15 protein-coding genes are annotated in these 14,418 nt (G+C 53.2%); 3 read left to right on the top strand and 12 right to left on the bottom strand.

The window, feature by feature from the left end:
- The first annotated feature begins 188 nt into the window (after nucleotides 1-188).
- Nucleotides 189-1,037, top strand: coding sequence for a BglG family transcription antiterminator LicT (gene licT / locus IMX17_RS13545; RefSeq protein ID WP_046897545.1), 849 nt, complete (start codon nucleotides 189-191; stop codon nucleotides 1,035-1,037).
- On the opposite strand, the gene IMX17_RS13550 is transcribed toward licT, so the two are convergent.
- From IMX17_RS13550 to mak, 3 genes are all read right to left on the bottom strand, one after another.
- The gene (locus tag IMX17_RS13550; protein ID WP_033651066.1) at nucleotides 1,034-1,420 is read right to left on the bottom strand and encodes a type II toxin-antitoxin system VapC family toxin; all 387 of its coding nucleotides are present in this window, start codon (nucleotides 1,418-1,420) and stop codon (nucleotides 1,034-1,036) included. The two genes, licT and IMX17_RS13550, sit on opposite strands and share 4 nt — an antisense overlap.
- Nucleotides 1,417-1,650, bottom strand: coding sequence for a type II toxin-antitoxin system Phd/YefM family antitoxin (locus tag IMX17_RS13555; protein ID WP_004940455.1), 234 nt, complete (start codon nucleotides 1,648-1,650; stop codon nucleotides 1,417-1,419). Before IMX17_RS13555 ends, IMX17_RS13550 begins: the two co-directional genes overlap by 4 nt.
- A gap of 102 nt (nucleotides 1,651-1,752) precedes the next feature.
- Nucleotides 1,753-2,667, bottom strand: a complete 915-nt coding sequence (mak, locus tag IMX17_RS13560; protein WP_046897546.1) for a fructokinase — start codon at nucleotides 2,665-2,667, stop codon at nucleotides 1,753-1,755.
- A gap of 216 nt (nucleotides 2,668-2,883) precedes the next feature.
- Here mak and rdgC point away from each other — a divergent pair, with 216 nt between their 5' ends.
- Nucleotides 2,884-3,795, top strand: coding sequence for a recombination-associated protein RdgC (gene rdgC, locus IMX17_RS13565; protein WP_004940461.1), 912 nt, complete (start codon nucleotides 2,884-2,886; stop codon nucleotides 3,793-3,795).
- A 64-nt stretch (nucleotides 3,796-3,859) separates the two neighbouring features.
- Here the strand turns inward: rdgC and ppnP are convergent, their stop codons facing one another.
- The 8 genes from ppnP to IMX17_RS13605 all read right to left on the bottom strand — a co-directional run bounded on the left by ppnP (nucleotide 3,860) and on the right by IMX17_RS13605 (nucleotide 12,679).
- Nucleotides 3,860-4,150: a pyrimidine/purine nucleoside phosphorylase gene (ppnP, locus tag IMX17_RS13570; RefSeq protein ID WP_004940463.1), complete on the bottom strand. Its 291-nt coding sequence runs from the start codon at nucleotides 4,148-4,150 to the stop codon at nucleotides 3,860-3,862.
- 170 nt (nucleotides 4,151-4,320) lie between these two features.
- Nucleotides 4,321-4,959: a two component system response regulator gene (locus tag IMX17_RS13575; RefSeq protein ID WP_046897548.1), complete on the bottom strand. Its 639-nt coding sequence runs from the start codon at nucleotides 4,957-4,959 to the stop codon at nucleotides 4,321-4,323.
- Nucleotides 4,960-4,993: 34 nt separating this feature from the next.
- Entirely contained in the window at nucleotides 4,994-7,495 is a 2,502-nt protein-coding gene (locus IMX17_RS13580) for a two component system sensor kinase (protein ID WP_193549839.1), read from the bottom strand.
- Complete coding sequence (locus tag IMX17_RS13585) at nucleotides 7,452-8,162, bottom strand: hypothetical protein (RefSeq protein ID WP_193549840.1); 711 nt, start codon at nucleotides 8,160-8,162, stop codon at nucleotides 7,452-7,454. Before IMX17_RS13585 ends, IMX17_RS13580 begins: the two co-directional genes overlap by 44 nt.
- Nucleotides 8,163-8,225: 63 nt before the next feature.
- A complete protein-coding gene (locus IMX17_RS13590; RefSeq protein ID WP_046897552.1) occupies nucleotides 8,226-10,013 on the bottom strand; it encodes an ABC transporter ATP-binding protein in 1,788 nt (595 codons plus the stop codon).
- 64 nt (nucleotides 10,014-10,077) lie between these two features.
- A complete protein-coding gene (locus IMX17_RS13595; protein ID WP_046897553.1) occupies nucleotides 10,078-11,322 on the bottom strand; it encodes a glycosyltransferase family 2 protein in 1,245 nt (414 codons plus the stop codon).
- The gene (locus tag IMX17_RS13600) at nucleotides 11,319-11,972 is read right to left on the bottom strand and encodes an AAA family ATPase (protein ID WP_046897554.1); all 654 of its coding nucleotides are present in this window, start codon (nucleotides 11,970-11,972) and stop codon (nucleotides 11,319-11,321) included. The genes IMX17_RS13595 and IMX17_RS13600 overlap by 4 nt, the downstream gene beginning before the upstream one ends.
- Nucleotides 11,969-12,679, bottom strand: a complete 711-nt coding sequence (locus IMX17_RS13605) for a glycosyltransferase family 2 protein (protein ID WP_046897555.1) — start codon at nucleotides 12,677-12,679, stop codon at nucleotides 11,969-11,971. The genes IMX17_RS13600 and IMX17_RS13605 overlap by 4 nt, the downstream gene beginning before the upstream one ends.
- A 702-nt stretch (nucleotides 12,680-13,381) precedes the next feature.
- Here IMX17_RS13605 and IMX17_RS25460 point away from each other — a divergent pair.
- Nucleotides 13,382-13,615: a LuxR C-terminal-related transcriptional regulator gene (locus IMX17_RS25460; protein ID WP_072056031.1), complete on the top strand. Its 234-nt coding sequence runs from the start codon at nucleotides 13,382-13,384 to the stop codon at nucleotides 13,613-13,615.
- Nucleotides 13,616-13,638: 23 nt separating this feature from the next.
- Here IMX17_RS25460 and IMX17_RS13615 read toward each other — a convergent pair whose 3' ends face one another.
- A complete protein-coding gene (locus IMX17_RS13615) occupies nucleotides 13,639-14,418 on the bottom strand; it encodes an energy transducer TonB (protein WP_046897556.1) in 780 nt (259 codons plus the stop codon).

Consider the following 14,418-nt stretch of genomic DNA (forward strand, 5'->3'; position numbering starts at 1 on the left):
GCGGTGAAAAGCGTTGAGCCGCGGCGGGCACGGGTTATTATGCCAGCATAACAGGATTGTTACTGTATCCCCTCCGCCGCTCAGGCCGCAGGGCAGAAAGATAAAATACAGGCAAAACCTGACGCCCGGGATCGCTTCCGGGCGTCAGGTTTTTTCGTTTTCAGGATGCTGAAACACCGGGAAAAACCATGAAAATCGCTAAAATACTCAATAATAACGTGGTGATTACGCTGGACGACCGTCAGGCAGAGACGGTGGTGATGGGAAAAGGAATCGGCTTTAAAAAGAAGCCCGGCGATACGCTGGACGAAAGCCTGATCGAAAAGGTCTTCACCCATAACGGCGGAGAAATCGCCGAGCGCTATAAAGAGCTGCTCGCCGAGATCCCGCTGGCCTGCGTCACCACTGCCGACAGGATTATTACTCTCGCCCGCGAACGCCTGCCGGGCAAGCTGCATAACATCGTCTACATCACGCTGACCGATCACATCCACTTTGCCCTGCAGCGCCATGCGCAAGGGCTGGATATCAAAAATGCGTTGCTATGGGAGATTAAAAAACTCTATCCCGCCGAATTCGCCGTCGGGCTGGAGGCGCTGACCCTGATCGCACAGCGGCTGGATACCGCGTTGCCGGAGGACGAAGCCGGATTTATCGCCCTGCACCTGGTCAACGCCCAGCTTAACGACGAGATGCACAACACGCTGCACATTACCCGCGTGATGCAAGAGATCCTCAACCTGGTCAAATACCATTTCCGCTTTGATTACAACGAGGAATCCCTGAGCTACCACCGGTTCGTCACCCACTTGAAATTCTTCGCCCAACGGCTGCTGGGGAAAAACTACGTCGACAGCGACGACGACTCGCTGTATCAGGTGGTGAAAGAGAAGTACCGCGAGTCATTCGCCTGCGCCGGCAAGATCAACCGCCACATCGAAAAGCACTATCAGCATCAGCTCACCACGGAAGAGATGATGTTTCTGACCATTCATATCGAACGGGTGCGCAGCGAAAGCGAGGAAAAGCCGGCTTAACGGCGGGCGTCCGCCACCCGCACGCCGTACTGCGGAAACACCGCGTCGGCGGAAATCAGCGTCAGCCCCTCGGCCTGCGCCTGTGCGATCAGCATGCGATCGAAAGGATCTTGATGATGGGGCGGCAGCTGCCCGGCCTGTTGGCAGTGAAAGGCGTCCATCGGCAACGACAGAAAATCCTCGGCCTCGATGATCGCAAAGATGTCTTCCGGCAGCGCCAGTTTGCCCAGCGCCTGCTTGATCGAGATCTCCCAAATGCTGGCCGCGCTAACGTACACCGCATTGCCCGGATCGGCGATCTGCCTTTTGGCGTTCACGCCCAGGCAGGCGTCGTCGATCAGCCACCACAGCAACGCGTGAGTATCCAGCAACAGGCGCTTCATTCATCGCCCTCAAACAACGCCGCAATGGCCGCATCTCCGGCGTTGAAATCCGCCGGCACGGTGAACCTGCCCTTGGCGGCGCCAGGGCGGCGCGCTTCCCCCTTGATGGCGACCAGCTGTACGTACGGCTTCCCTGCTTTTGCAATAATCACGGTTTCTCCCTCCGCGGCTCTGTCCGCCAACTGGCTCAGATTGGATTTGGCTTCGTGCATATTGGCCTGAATCGGCATACGCGTCCTCCTTAGCTAAGTTAGCTAAAGCATAAAGCGCCGTCCAGTTTTTGTACAGTGAAGGGTTTAAAGCGCGAGCAGCCTCGCGCTTTGTTGCAACGCTTAGCCCTGCTGTTGCGGCCACAGCCAGGCCGCGCCGCGCACGCCGCTGGAGTCGCCGTGAACGGCCTTGCGGATCGGCGTTTCACACTCGCCGCCGAACACCCAGCCTTTCACCAGTTGCGGCACCGTGCGATACAGACGATCCACGTTGCTCATGCCGCCACCGAGCACCACCACATCCGGATCCAGCATGTTGATCACGTGCGCCAGCGATTTCGCCAGCCGCATTTCGTAGCGGCCAATCGCCTGCTCCGCCAACGCATCGCCCCGCTCGCTCAGCGCCATGATCTCATGCCCTTGCAGCGCATTGCCGCTCAGGCGCGCATAGTCGGTGGCGAAACCGGTGCCGGAAACAAAGGTTTCGATGCAACCCGGCTTGCCGCAGTAACACGGCACTTCGCGGGCGTAGCGCAGCTCATCGTCATCCTGCCACGGCAGCGGATTGTGCCCCCATTCACCGGCGATGCCGTTGCCGCCGGCATGCGCCTGGCCGTTCAGCGCCACGCCGGCGCCGCAGCCGGTGCCGATGATGACCGCAAACACGGTTTTCGCGCCGGCGCCGGCGCCGTCAGTGGCTTCCGACACCGCCAGACAGTTGGCGTCGTTGGCGATGCGCACCTCTCGCGTCAGCAGCGCCGACAGATCCTCGTCCAGCGGTTGGCCGTTGAGCCACACCGAGTTGGCGTTTTTCACCCGCCCGGTAAACGGCGACAGCGTGCCGGGAATGCCGATCCCGACCGATCCCCGTTCGCCGGTATGATCCTCGGCCAGTTTCACCAGCCCGGCGATCGCCGCCAAAGTTTGCCGGTAGTCATGGCGCGGCGTGGCGATACGATGGCGAAACCGCTCCCGCCCGTCGTCCGCCAACGCAATCACTTCAATTTTCGTTCCACCCAAGTCGATGCCAATGCGCACGTATTTTTCTCCTCGATGCCGCGCAGCCTTGCCACAGCCTAATGTAAGCGCGCGAATGAATCACCTGTTTCCCACCCTCCGTCCCGTCCTTTCTCGCTGCGTAAAGCGACGCAATTCAGAGATAATGGGGCGATTTTTCAGCGTCAATTCGTTATCATGCCGCCCTGCTTTTGACGAATCAGCGTGCCGAACGCACGCCCAGCCTGGGATAACATTATGCTGTGGTTTAAGAATTTGATGGTTTACCGTTTGAGCCGCGAAGTGGCGCTAAACGCGGATGAAATGGAAAAACAACTCAGCGCGTTCGCCTTCACGCCGTGCGGCAGCCAGGACATGGCGAAGACCGGCTGGGTCTCCCCGATGGGTTCGCACAGCGATGCATTGACGCACGCGGTCAACGGCCAAATCGTCATCTGCGCGCGCAAGGAAGAGAAAATCCTGCCGTCGCCGGTCATCAAGCAAGAGCTGCAGGCCAAGATTGAGCGCCTGGAGGCGGAACAACACCGCAAACTGAAGAAAACCGAGAAGGACGCGCTGAAGGATGAAGTGCTGCACAGCCTGCTGCCGCGCGCATTCAGCCGCTTCAACCAGACTTTCATGTGGATCGACACCGTCAACGATCTGATCATGGTCGATGCCGCCAGCGCCAAACGCGCCGAAGATACGCTGGCGCTGCTGCGCAAAAGCCTCGGTTCGCTGCCGGTGGTGCCGCTGACGATGGAAAGCCCGATCGAACTGACGCTGACCGAATGGGTGCGTTCCGGCGAGATGCCGGCCGGCTTCGCCATTCAGGATGAAGCGGAATTGAAAGCGATTCTGGAAGAAGGCGGCGTGATTCGCTGCAAAAAACAGAATCTGATCAGCGACGAAATCGCGGTGCACATCGAAGCCGGCAAACTGGTGACCAAGCTGGCGGTGGATTGGCAGGAGCGCATTCAGCTGATGCTGTCGGACGACGGTTCATTAAAACGTCTGAAGTTTGCCGACACGCTGCGCGAGCAGAACGACGACATCGATCGCGACGACTTCGCCCAGCGCTTTGACGCCGACTTTATCCTGATGACCAGCGAGCTGGCGGCGTTGATCAAAAACACCATCGAAGCGCTCGGCGGCGAAGCCCAGCGTTAATCCCGCCTCAGAAACGACCAGGGCCCAGCGTTCGCTGAGCCCTGCATTCCCCTAACGAGCAACCTTATTTGCTCAGGTAGCGGCACAGATAGGCGGTTGCGTCGGCCACCTGCAGGTTGAACTCGCTGTGCCCCGGCACGAAGAATTTCTCGCCCGGCGTAAACACCTGCCAGTCCGGCGCGCCCGGCAGCAGCACCTTCAGCGCCCCGGTGATCACCGTCATTTCTTCCGGCTGCGCGGTGGAGAAGGTGTATTCGCCCTCTTCCATCACGCCCACGCTGGTAAGACCGATGCTGCTACTGTCAAAACCGATAGACTTCACTTTTCCGGCAAAATACTCATTCACTTTCAGCATAGACTGGCACCCGCGTAATCATCTTGATGGAAAATCCATATTGGGGGATTACGGTTGATCTGTCACTGGTTTTTCGCGCGAAATGCGATCGCGACGCAGAGGAAAGCGCTCGCAGACAGTGACAGGTAGCATTCCGATTTTCCAGGGAGATGCCTCCCCTCTCCCCTTCCCTACACAGCGTTCAGCAGCCCCAATCGCCGGGCCGACTGCAACAATTCAGTTACCTTGTGTGCATTGAGTTTACGCATGGTGTTAAGACGATGAGTTTCGACTGTTTTGATGCTGATATTCAGCAATTCCGCAATATTGCGATTTGCATTACCTTCGCTGATAAGTTGCAACACCTGACGTTCTCTTCGCGTAAGCAAAGCGCCGCTGCCCTCCTCATTGCTTAATTGAGCAATGAGGAGGGGATCCAAATCAGGATCCAAATAACACTTGCGGGCTACCACGTGGGTAATCGCGCTCAGCAACACCATTTGAGAACTGGTCTTTAACACATATCCCATGGCCCCGGCGCGTATCGCCCGGCTGGCCGTTATTTCGTCCTGCACTGCCGTAAGCACCAATATGCGCAGCCTTGGCCAGCGCTGGCAAAGTTGTTCGATGACCTCCAGTCCCCCCAGCCCCGGCAACCCCAAGTCCAGAACCACGATGTCCGGCATAAACTCATTGCAGGCCGCATATACCGACAGACCATTTTCGATATATCCAACTATCTGATAACGTGGATACGCCGAAAGCAGCGTGCGCACACCATGAATAATCAACTGATGATCGTCAACGATCAACACACGATAAGCGTTCATAATAGGCCCAGTACCCGTCTATTTTTATGGGTTTTCAATCAATGTTCAGTTGAGTGCGAATCAATCGGAGCAGAGATACCAATCGTTCTTGCTGCGGCGTCTCCTTCGCAAGGATTTGACGCTCCAATTCAACGATCAACTGCGTAGCCTGCGTCAACCCAGCTTGGCCGCATATCCCTTTGATCGTGTGCAACGTTTTCGCAAAATCCGTCATTCGGCCACAGGTTTGCTCAGCTTCCACCAGAAGTCTGCGTAATTCGCAAACGACGGTGGCGCCTATCGGCCCGTCGTCCATCGCCAATATGGGTCTTCCGGTATCTAATTGATTTATAATGCTAATATCGCGACTTATTTGATATTCGGCAACCAGTTCAAGCAGTTGCGAAAGCTGGCTGAGCGTAACCGGTTTTGCCAGGTAGTCGTTCATCCCAGCCCGAATGGCGCGCCCTTTCTCCTCCGCGCCGGTATGCGCCGACAAAGCCACAATCATGCAACCGCCGTCCTGCACCTGCGCATCATCCCGCCATAACCGCGCCAACGTCAGCCCATCGCAGTCCGGCATCTGCAGATCCATCAACACCACGTCAAAGCGATGTTCACGACCTAATTGCAACGCTTGCGTGGCGTTTTCAGCTTGATGAACCTCTTGCCCCAGGCTTGCAAGTATGACGCTGATGATGTCGCGGTTAGTGGCCGTATCGTCCACCAACAACACGCGCAGACGCCAGGGTTGAAGGGGGAGCAGGTTCCGGCTTTGCGGAGCGCTGCCGGTCAATAGGCATTTCACCGCGTCATGCAGACGCCCCGGCAAAAATGCCAGATCGGTATTGAGCCCCCCTTCGGCAGGATCTTGTGTCAGGCACGATATCCCCCAAGACAGCAATTGGGGATGCAGCGCCGCCGGAGCGCCAACAACGCCGCACAGCGGCTCGGGCTCGCTGAACTGCCCCAGCGGCATATGGAACGCCACACGGCTGCCACGGCCTAAAATGCTGCTGAAGTCCAACCGGCCTCCCATCATTTTGGCAAGCGTGGCGGCGATCGTAAGCCCTAACCCTGTCCCCTGAGCATGCGTCTGCGCCTGGTAAAAAGGCATGAATATGGAGGCGAGATGTTCCTCAGAGACACCGCGGCCGCTATCTTCCACGTTGAAAACCAGCGTCTTGCCGACGCGTTCTACCTGCATGGCAATATGGCCATGGTCGGTGAACTTGCAGGCGTTACCGAGCAAATTCACCAGAATTTGCCGCACTCTCAGCGCATCCAGACAAAGATGGTGCGGCACATTGGCCGCCAAATGGACCGACAGCACCAACCCTTTGCTCTGAGCAGCCCCCTGTATCGTCATCATCGCCTGATCGAGTAGCGGTAGAAGTTGGCAGGGGGCGGATTGCAGTTCTATTTGCCCCGCTTCAATGCGAGAAAAATCGAGCAACTGATTAATAATCTCAATTAAAGACAGCGTGCACTGATGTGCGCTATCTGCAAGCCACTGCTGTTGTTGATCCATATCCCCGGTTCTCAACAGTTCCAGCGCCCCTAAAGTTCCATTGAGCGGTGTGCGCAATTCATGGCTGATTGCGGTTAAATGACGGCTTTTTCTTTTATTCGCCAACTCAGCCTTACGTTTCGCCTCTTTCAGCGCACGCGTTCTTTCCACCACCTTTTTTTCCAGAGTCGCGTATTGCTGATTCAACTTGTCCAGCAGCCGATTATAAGCGATGGCGATTTGCCCCAATTCATCTCGCCGGTGCTCGAGAAGACGAGGATAAAAATTCTCGGCGCTGGTTTGGCAAATAACGTCAACGAATTGCCACAACGGCTGTGCCAAATAACGGCGCAGCATCCAAAAGAGCGCCAACGTTATCAATAACAAAATGCCCAATGCAAAAGGCAACTGCGTTTTTGCCTGTTCAACTGCCTCTTCCAATATGCCGCGATCGGGATAAAGAACCACTTGCTGCCAGCCGGGGCCTTTGAGCTGAATGCGCAATACCCGGTAACCCGGGATCCGTTGCCAACCGTCACGCAATTGTATTGTTTGCAGCGCGTTGACAATGCGCTCTTCTTCTTCCGCCGGGAGTTTTCCTCGAAAAAAAGGTAATGGCTGTTGGTTGCGATCCAGCCAAATATTGACGTCAAAATCTGTCACCGCATGCCCATAGGACAACAGGTCATCCAATCTTATGGCATAACCTATCAGACCGCCCGCTTTATCGCCTGCCGCTACCGAAATGCTCCAGCCACTGCCAGAAAGGTACTCCGGATTTCCCCAATAGATATTATCGTGATGCGGATACGTTTGGAACTGCGATAACCCCAATCGACGCTGGGAAAAGTAATCGTCAGTAATTTTCTCTGGCGGGTAAAGGGAAATCCCCTGAGAGGGCTTGATGAGAAAACTGTCTAAATAATAGGTTTGACCTGCGGTTCCATATGCCTGGATAAACCAATTATCACGATGAATCGCATGATTGAGATGGCAGGCCTTGCTATTTATCGGCAAGTTGCCGCATATAGTCCCGATACGCCACATGATTCTCGACCAACATCTCCGTGAGGTGACCTTCCGATATTTTAAATGCCCCTTTTACCGCTGAGATAGCGTCATAATAATTACCGCGGCCTAACTTAAAATGTTTTTCAGAGCACGCTTCAGTATGGGCGTGAATAGGGAAATCTGCATAGTCCAGTTCCAACGTCTGCATGGCAGAACGAAAACATTCAGGCAGCGCCGTAGCTCGCAGCGATACCGCACTAATGTTCTCGGTATCGTCGTATCGGCGAAGATAATGCCGGATATAATGGGTGGCAGCCACTAAAGAAGCCCCAGAGTCGATAAAGTCGATCACGACCACGTGACTATTGCGCACCTTTTCAATTGGAATAAAGCGTTGAAAGTGAAGCAGTAGTGCTTTGTTCTGATCATCGGTCAACGGTTCTCTTAGCAGAGAAACATTCTCCCCGAGGTAATTATGACGAAAGCCACTCAGCGGCAAGTTAATCACAAACGCCTTTCCTAGATAACACTCGAGAAATGCCATCAATGGCGTCGGGGAACGTCCCACGCCGATAAAAACGACAGGCCATGACGTTGAAACCTTATCCATTATCGCCAGCGCCAAGCGTTTTAATTGCTGGTATTCGAACTGAGTTACCGTCAATCCGCTTTCTATTTCACTGCATGTGGTTACCGCTCTCATAAAAATGCCTATTATTGATTGAAACTAGAACCTGGGAATATAATATTATTCACCAGCATGAGATTAGCTTGAGGATTGCGTATTTTTCTCCGTCATCTGCTGTCGCTCAAATAATTTCCTATACACGCCACTCTCGATTGCAATAAGCTCATCATGTGATCCTTGCTCTACAATGCGCCCATGGCTAAAAACGAGGATCCTATCCATTCGACGCAATGTAGACAGCCGATGCGCTATCACCAGTGTCGTTCGGTTTTTCATCAACTCATTCATCGAGCGTTGAATGTGCGCTTCGCTTTCATTGTCCAGGCTGGAAGTCGCCTCATCGAGAATCAATATCGGCATATCCACTAAAAAAGCGCGCGCGATCGCCACGCGTTGACGCTCCCCCCCTGACAGCTTGACGCCCCGCTCCCCCACCAGCGTGTCGTATCCTTCCGGCAATCGGCCGATCAACGTGTGGATCCCAGCCAATTTCGCTGCCCGCTCTATCTCGTCCTGCGTTGCGTCAGGTTTGGCGTAAGCGATGTTTTCGGCCAGAGAACGATGGAACAACAGGGGCTCTTGTGGAACCGTCGCGATTTGGCGGCGCAGGGAGGCAAGCTGCATTCGAGTGATATCTTGCCCATCAATGGTGATCTTTCCGCCTTGAACCTCATAAAGACGCTGAATCAGCCTGACGAACGTTGATTTTCCCGAACCGGAATAGCCCACCAGCCCAACCCGTTCCCCGGCGTTGATAATGACATTCATCTTCTGATAAAGCCGTGGAACGCCAGAGCCGCTGTAGCTGAAGTCGACATCAGAAAAACAAATTTCGCCGCGGCTGATCGTCACCGCATTTCCCTTGTCATCCGCGCGCCCTTCGGCGGGAATGCGTTTAAACGCCACCATCGCTTCCAATTCATTCATCGCTCGCTGGAGATGGCGGAAATTGCTTCCGATGCGGCGCAGGTACCCCTGCAGCATAAATAACGTCGTTAACATAAACGTGATATCACCGACGTTGATTACCCCACGCCGCCAGAGCAACAGCAGCACCCCCAATACCAGAGTTTGCAGTGCAACCAGCATTATTTCCTGCACGCCGCCATTAACATTGCTGCGCATCCAGGCCCATGAGGTATGACGACGCCAGGCGGCCAGGATCCGAGCCAGCCGCTCTTCTTCCCGAACTTCCGCGCCGAAAGCTTTTACGACCGAATTGCAGCTCAGTGCGTCGGCTAAAGCTCCGCCAATGCGGCTATCCCATGCATTGCCAGTACGGGCTGCGGGCGCAACATACAGAACGGTCAACAACACGGCCACGATACTGAACAATACCCCTCCGATGCCGAAAACGCCGCCGGCCATTGGCCAGTGCAGCCACACGGACACCGTGCTACCGATCAGCATGGCCCCGATAGGCAACAGGCCTGCCAGCAGAGTTTCATTAAACGCCACCAAAGCCCACATCCCACGGGTAATTTGCCGCACGGTCGAGCCGGCAAACCCATTGGCGTGCCAATCTGCCGTCAAGGATTGTATTTGTTTAAAAGCACGCGCACCGGCCAGGCTCATCATCGTCAACGTCAATGAAGCAATATTTAAGTTCAGGCATTGACGCAGCAGAGCGCCAGCGGCTCCCAGCCCCATCATCATAAAAAAAGACAGGAATGGGCTCCCTCCCTCCGTCAGAACGTTGACAAAATCGGCGGCAAATACCGGAACCAATATATCGCTCAGCGCAGAAGACAGCGCCAGAATGACAACAAGCATCATTCGCCAAGGGTGCTCTGCCCATTGTTTGAAAACAAATAAAAATATCGCCGTCAGGGTCACATCGCCAGAACCGTCTTTCTTATATTCCATATCCGCACCGTAAAAATTCCGAAAACAGACCTGTTAAAAAGCAGAAATTCACGCAGTCAAACTTTTAACGAGGGGTTTTAAACCATAAATCCACTTTCGGATTCAATCTAAGAAAATAACTATAAAGCGCCCCAAGGCAATTCGCAGCGCTCTTTACCAAAAGCGCGCCATAAAGTGAAGGCAGATCCCTTCGACGGGGAAAAAAATATTTAATTACCGGGGAGTGCAATAGGAATACATAGCTGCCGATAAGGATCAACAGAGCCATAACACCCGGCCAGCATTGCAATGCGAGCAGAACACACAATACGGCGATCGTGAAAACCGGCCCCAGAGGCCACTGTAACATGGTGAACATACGCTTCATTTTCAAGCAACGAAAACGATTCGCGCTGCCGCTGCTTTTCTCTCCCATCAGCAACATCAACGAGGAAAGATCCCCTGCGTGCCAACGCGCTGACTGCCGCACGCCGGCAGAAAATCGGCTCACGGAGGAGCAATAGTCAAAATAAGGCACAGGCTTGGCGTATACACTGTGCATAACCGCCCGATAACCGAACAGAAGATCTTCCGTAACGGTTTCAACCGGAAAGAGATTCTCCTCAAAATACTGCTGCCGTATGAATAAGCCATGACCAATGCAATAAGATAAGTGAGTCGCCTTTTGCATCTGGTAATTTTTCAACAGAGTCGGCAACTCGTAGCTCATCATCCAGCGCGTTTGAAAAATGGCGGACGCTTTGCCAAAAAGAGAAAGCTCATCAAAATTGGTCGAATACACCGGCAGCATTTGATACACGTTTGCTTCCTCGAGACTCTGAGCAACATAATCAAGTCCTCGAGGATCCGGCCGAGAATCTGCATCAAACACGCCATAGTAGGTTGGCCCCCCACCCATTTTCTGCATACGTCCCAACCGTTCAACCGCATAGTTGATCTGATGAGCCTTATTTCCCGAAAGGAAGGGATAATGAATGATTAACGTTTTCTCAGATAAATAAGGCAATATTTTCTGATAGGTTTTATTCTTCTCCGCGCGGCCTTCTTTTTGGGTTGTCACAAAGACTAAAAGACTGTCTGGATGAGATGAAAGAATACGATTAAAATACATAATCGTATCATTAATTATTTTATGCTCATCCATAACCGGAATTAAAACAATCAGACGATTTCGTCTCTCGCCCGTTAACGTAACCTGTATCTCTTTTCTAATAAATCTCTGACTCTTACTGATATTGATATACTGTGACACATTAACAACCAAAAAGAGAAAGATCAGAGCAAAAGAAAAATAATAGACCATCATCATCTGGTTTCATCCCTGAGGCTTTTTTCTATAAACGCATTGCAATCAATGGCTGCGCCATGCCGCGCCACCACGCCTGACATCCACTCATTCAACTGATTCAATTTCGCCTGCGTACTAAGCCTCGCATCTATAGAAAGAACAGGAATGTCAAAACAAGAAGAAAACAGATTTTGATAGGCATCGCATGTGTCATTCAAAAACTGTTCGTTTCGCCAGAATGCCGGCAGGCCACGAGAAACGCGCGTGGCTATCTTGTTTTCTTGTCTGGCAATCGACTCTTTGCTTTCTATATCGACATAAACAATCCCCCACGGCAGGGGTAAACCGCCATCAGAGATTTTTTCTGCATATTTTTTCACCGTTGCTGGAAAAATATCGAGCGACATAAATCTTCCGTAGGCATAGGCGTAACAAAGATGGGTGAAATATGAACGATCAAAGTAATGTGCCTTTCCCCGCATGCGTTCACATTCCTTAGCGATAAACCACTCGTTGATTTTTTCAACCTCTGCCACAGAAAGACCGTTGCCTGGAAAATCCGCCCTACTCAACACCTTCCCCAGCTCAAAACAGACGCTCGTCCCCTGCGCCGCCAGCGCATTAACCAATAAGCTTTTCCCCGCGCACGGCAACCCTTCGATAAATATCATTTGAACTTATCCTTGAAGAGGCGCGTTGATTTTTCAATTTCATCCTTAGAATCAATACCTAAAGAACGGAATGTGGAATGACAAAAATGGAAAACAAAACAGTCAAGCGCCAGACCTATTTTCAAATTCATATCAATCGCTCGACGGCAAAAATCGTCATCGGTGTGGTAGCCTGATTCGAAAGACTCATCCAGCAGCCCCACCTTTTCGAGCACATCTCGCTTCATCAATAAACAGTGACCATAGGCGCTGGGGATTGGCATCGAACGCATTTTGTTTTTTTCGTAGAGCGCTTCGGAAAATGGCTCGATGTCGCCAGTCCGAGAATCGAACTCAATAAGCAATGGCGTAACGGCCTCAGGGGTTCCGGAGGCTTTATTCGTTAACGGGGCGACAATGTCATAATTTTCTAAATGCGCGAGCAGGCGCTGTAGCACATTGGCAGGTAAGATCACATCGTTATTGGCAAAAAGCACATACTCGTTTTTCACCTGCAATAAACCTTGATTCATTCCTTTGGTATAGCCAAAATTAATGGCATTAGTAATCAACGTCGCATCCAAACCGCCAAGATAATTCCGCGTATCTTCATCGCTACCGTTATCGACAATAATAAGTCTATTGCTAACTTGATTATCTAATGAATTAACAAAAAGAATTGTTTTCTCCAGCTGATTAAAAACGGGAACGACAACATCAATGCACATACAGCACCCTCTATGAATATGGATTCTCGCGAAAATTTAAACCGCTCGCGGGTCATCAAAGCCCCCGTAACGTTGCAGGAGAATGCCACCTCGACTAATCAGGCGGCATGCGCCAAGCGGGATTAATGATAGAAAACAGACCATGGATGGGGTATCAGGTCATCACCTGATATTAACGCCGCAGACCAGTGGTTCGAGCGGAAAATCAGGTAATGGCCTGATAGTGAAAAACCTCCGTTATTGATGTCATAGCGGATATCTTTCCAAGAAGCCAAAAACGAAATGCATATAAAGAGACAGGATAAAACGCGTGTTAACGCCGTCGCTGCAGCAGTGACAACACCACGCAGCCTGAGCATTATCAGTAGCTGCGCCTTGACACAAGTGGGGCTGGCAGAGTTATTGACGCCGCATGTTGAAAAGTTCAGCGCTTACGCTTCGCCTGCGGCATTTATACGGGGGCAGAGCCTAAAGGGGCATTCAGGATTGTTACTGTTTCACATTTTCCCGCGCAATGTGTCTTATCTGAGAAATATCGTTCAACTATATCGTCGCCTACCATGCCATCCGAATTGGCGATCTGCATTACTGATGGATCCAGCCTCAACCAATGGGTGTTCTTTGACAAAAAACGTAGGATCACCGATTGTTTTCCACCTTCATCTGCCAATCGACATATTACTACGCAACCTTTTAGCCTGGATGCATGGCAAAGAGAAACAGATAGCCCGACACGGCGTACGGCCGGCATCACTGTCCGACAAAGAGCGTCAGGTCGTATTAGCCACGTTGCAAGGTATTCCCATTTCTTCGTTGGCGCGTGAGAGAGGCGTTACAGCGAAAACGATCTATACCCAACGGCGAACAGCGCTGGACAGGCTCGGCATAAAAAACACCCGCGAATTGCTTTGCCTTAGCATACAGGGTCTATTGTAAAACGCCGCAGCGTCGGCAAGCGCTCAATGTAAACTGAAATCGATCGGCAACGTCAATTCCACCGTGCCGTTGACGTAAGCGTCCGCCGGCGGCGTCGGCAGCGGCGAAGCGCGTTTGACCAGCGCCTGGATTTCACGATCCAGCGACGGCAGCCCGGCGCTGCTGACCAGCGTCACCGCCAGCACATGGCCCTGCCTGTCCAACGTAAAAAGCACCTGCCCGACGCCCTGGCGCTTCAGCCGCAATGCGTCTTTGGGGTAACGCTTAAAGCGATTAAGGCGGCTGTTGATGCGGCTGCGCCAGCTATCCTCTCCTGTCTGCGCATAGGGCATCAGGCGGGTTTGCGGCGCGGCCGTTTTATCCGCCCGGCCCGGCGGCGGCGCGCCGGCGCTTTGCTCCTGAACCTTCGGCGGCGCGATCGTTTTCTCCTGCGGCGGCGTGCGCGGCAGGTTTTTTTTCTTCACCGGCTTGGGCGGTTTTTTCTGCTTCGGCGGTACGGCGATGTTCGGCCGTACGGCTTCAGGCACCTTCACCGTCGGCAAGGGTTCCGGCGGTGCCGGCGGTTCAACCTGAGGCGGCGGCGTCCTTTGTCCCGGCGGTTGTTTTACCTCGGCAGGAGCCTGCGGTGCGGCGGCCATCAGCACCATGACCGCCGGCGGTGGCACCCACGGCGGCGCGGCCTTGTCTCGCCAGGGCCAGAGCAGCGCCGCGGCCAGCAGATGCAGCGTCAGCACCAGCACCAGGCAGCGGCGCCAGGGCATGGCGGCACCGGGTGCGGCGAAAGGCAGCGACGAAACCGACAT

The sequence above is a fragment of the Serratia sp. X3 genome (assembly GCF_014982455.1).
Classification (GTDB): Bacteria; Pseudomonadota; Gammaproteobacteria; order Enterobacterales; family Enterobacteriaceae; genus Serratia; species Serratia ureilytica.

What these genes read in the sequence shown, in the direction of transcription:
- licT (WP_046897545.1), top strand. Translation starts at nt 189, where the DNA reads ATGAAAATCGCTAAAATACTCAATAATAACGTGGTGATTACGCTGGAC.
- IMX17_RS13550 (WP_033651066.1), bottom strand. Translation starts at nt 1,420, where the DNA reads ATGAAGCGCCTGTTGCTGGATACTCACGCGTTGCTGTGGTGGCTGATC.
- IMX17_RS13555 (WP_004940455.1), bottom strand. Translation starts at nt 1,650, where the DNA reads ATGCCGATTCAGGCCAATATGCACGAAGCCAAATCCAATCTGAGCCAG.
- rdgC (WP_004940461.1), top strand. Translation starts at nt 2,884, where the DNA reads ATGCTGTGGTTTAAGAATTTGATGGTTTACCGTTTGAGCCGCGAAGTG.
- ppnP (WP_004940463.1), bottom strand. Translation starts at nt 4,150, where the DNA reads ATGCTGAAAGTGAATGAGTATTTTGCCGGAAAAGTGAAGTCTATCGGT.
- IMX17_RS13575 (WP_046897548.1), bottom strand. Translation starts at nt 4,959, where the DNA reads ATGAACGCTTATCGTGTGTTGATCGTTGACGATCATCAGTTGATTATT.
- IMX17_RS13580 (WP_193549839.1), bottom strand. Translation starts at nt 7,495, where the DNA reads ATGTGGCGTATCGGGACTATATGCGGCAACTTGCCGATAAATAGCAAG.
- IMX17_RS13585 (WP_193549840.1), bottom strand. Translation starts at nt 8,162, where the DNA reads ATGAGAGCGGTAACCACATGCAGTGAAATAGAAAGCGGATTGACGGTA.
- IMX17_RS13590 (WP_046897552.1), bottom strand. Translation starts at nt 10,013, where the DNA reads ATGGAATATAAGAAAGACGGTTCTGGCGATGTGACCCTGACGGCGATA.
- IMX17_RS13595 (WP_046897553.1), bottom strand. Translation starts at nt 11,322, where the DNA reads ATGATGATGGTCTATTATTTTTCTTTTGCTCTGATCTTTCTCTTTTTG.
- IMX17_RS13600 (WP_046897554.1), bottom strand. Translation starts at nt 11,972, where the DNA reads ATGATATTTATCGAAGGGTTGCCGTGCGCGGGGAAAAGCTTATTGGTT.
- IMX17_RS13605 (WP_046897555.1), bottom strand. Translation starts at nt 12,679, where the DNA reads ATGTGCATTGATGTTGTCGTTCCCGTTTTTAATCAGCTGGAGAAAACA.
- IMX17_RS25460 (WP_072056031.1), top strand. Translation starts at nt 13,382, where the DNA reads ATGCATGGCAAAGAGAAACAGATAGCCCGACACGGCGTACGGCCGGCA.
- IMX17_RS13615 (WP_046897556.1), bottom strand. Translation starts at nt 14,418, where the DNA reads ATGTCGGTTTCGTCGCTGCCTTTCGCCGCACCCGGTGCCGCCATGCCC.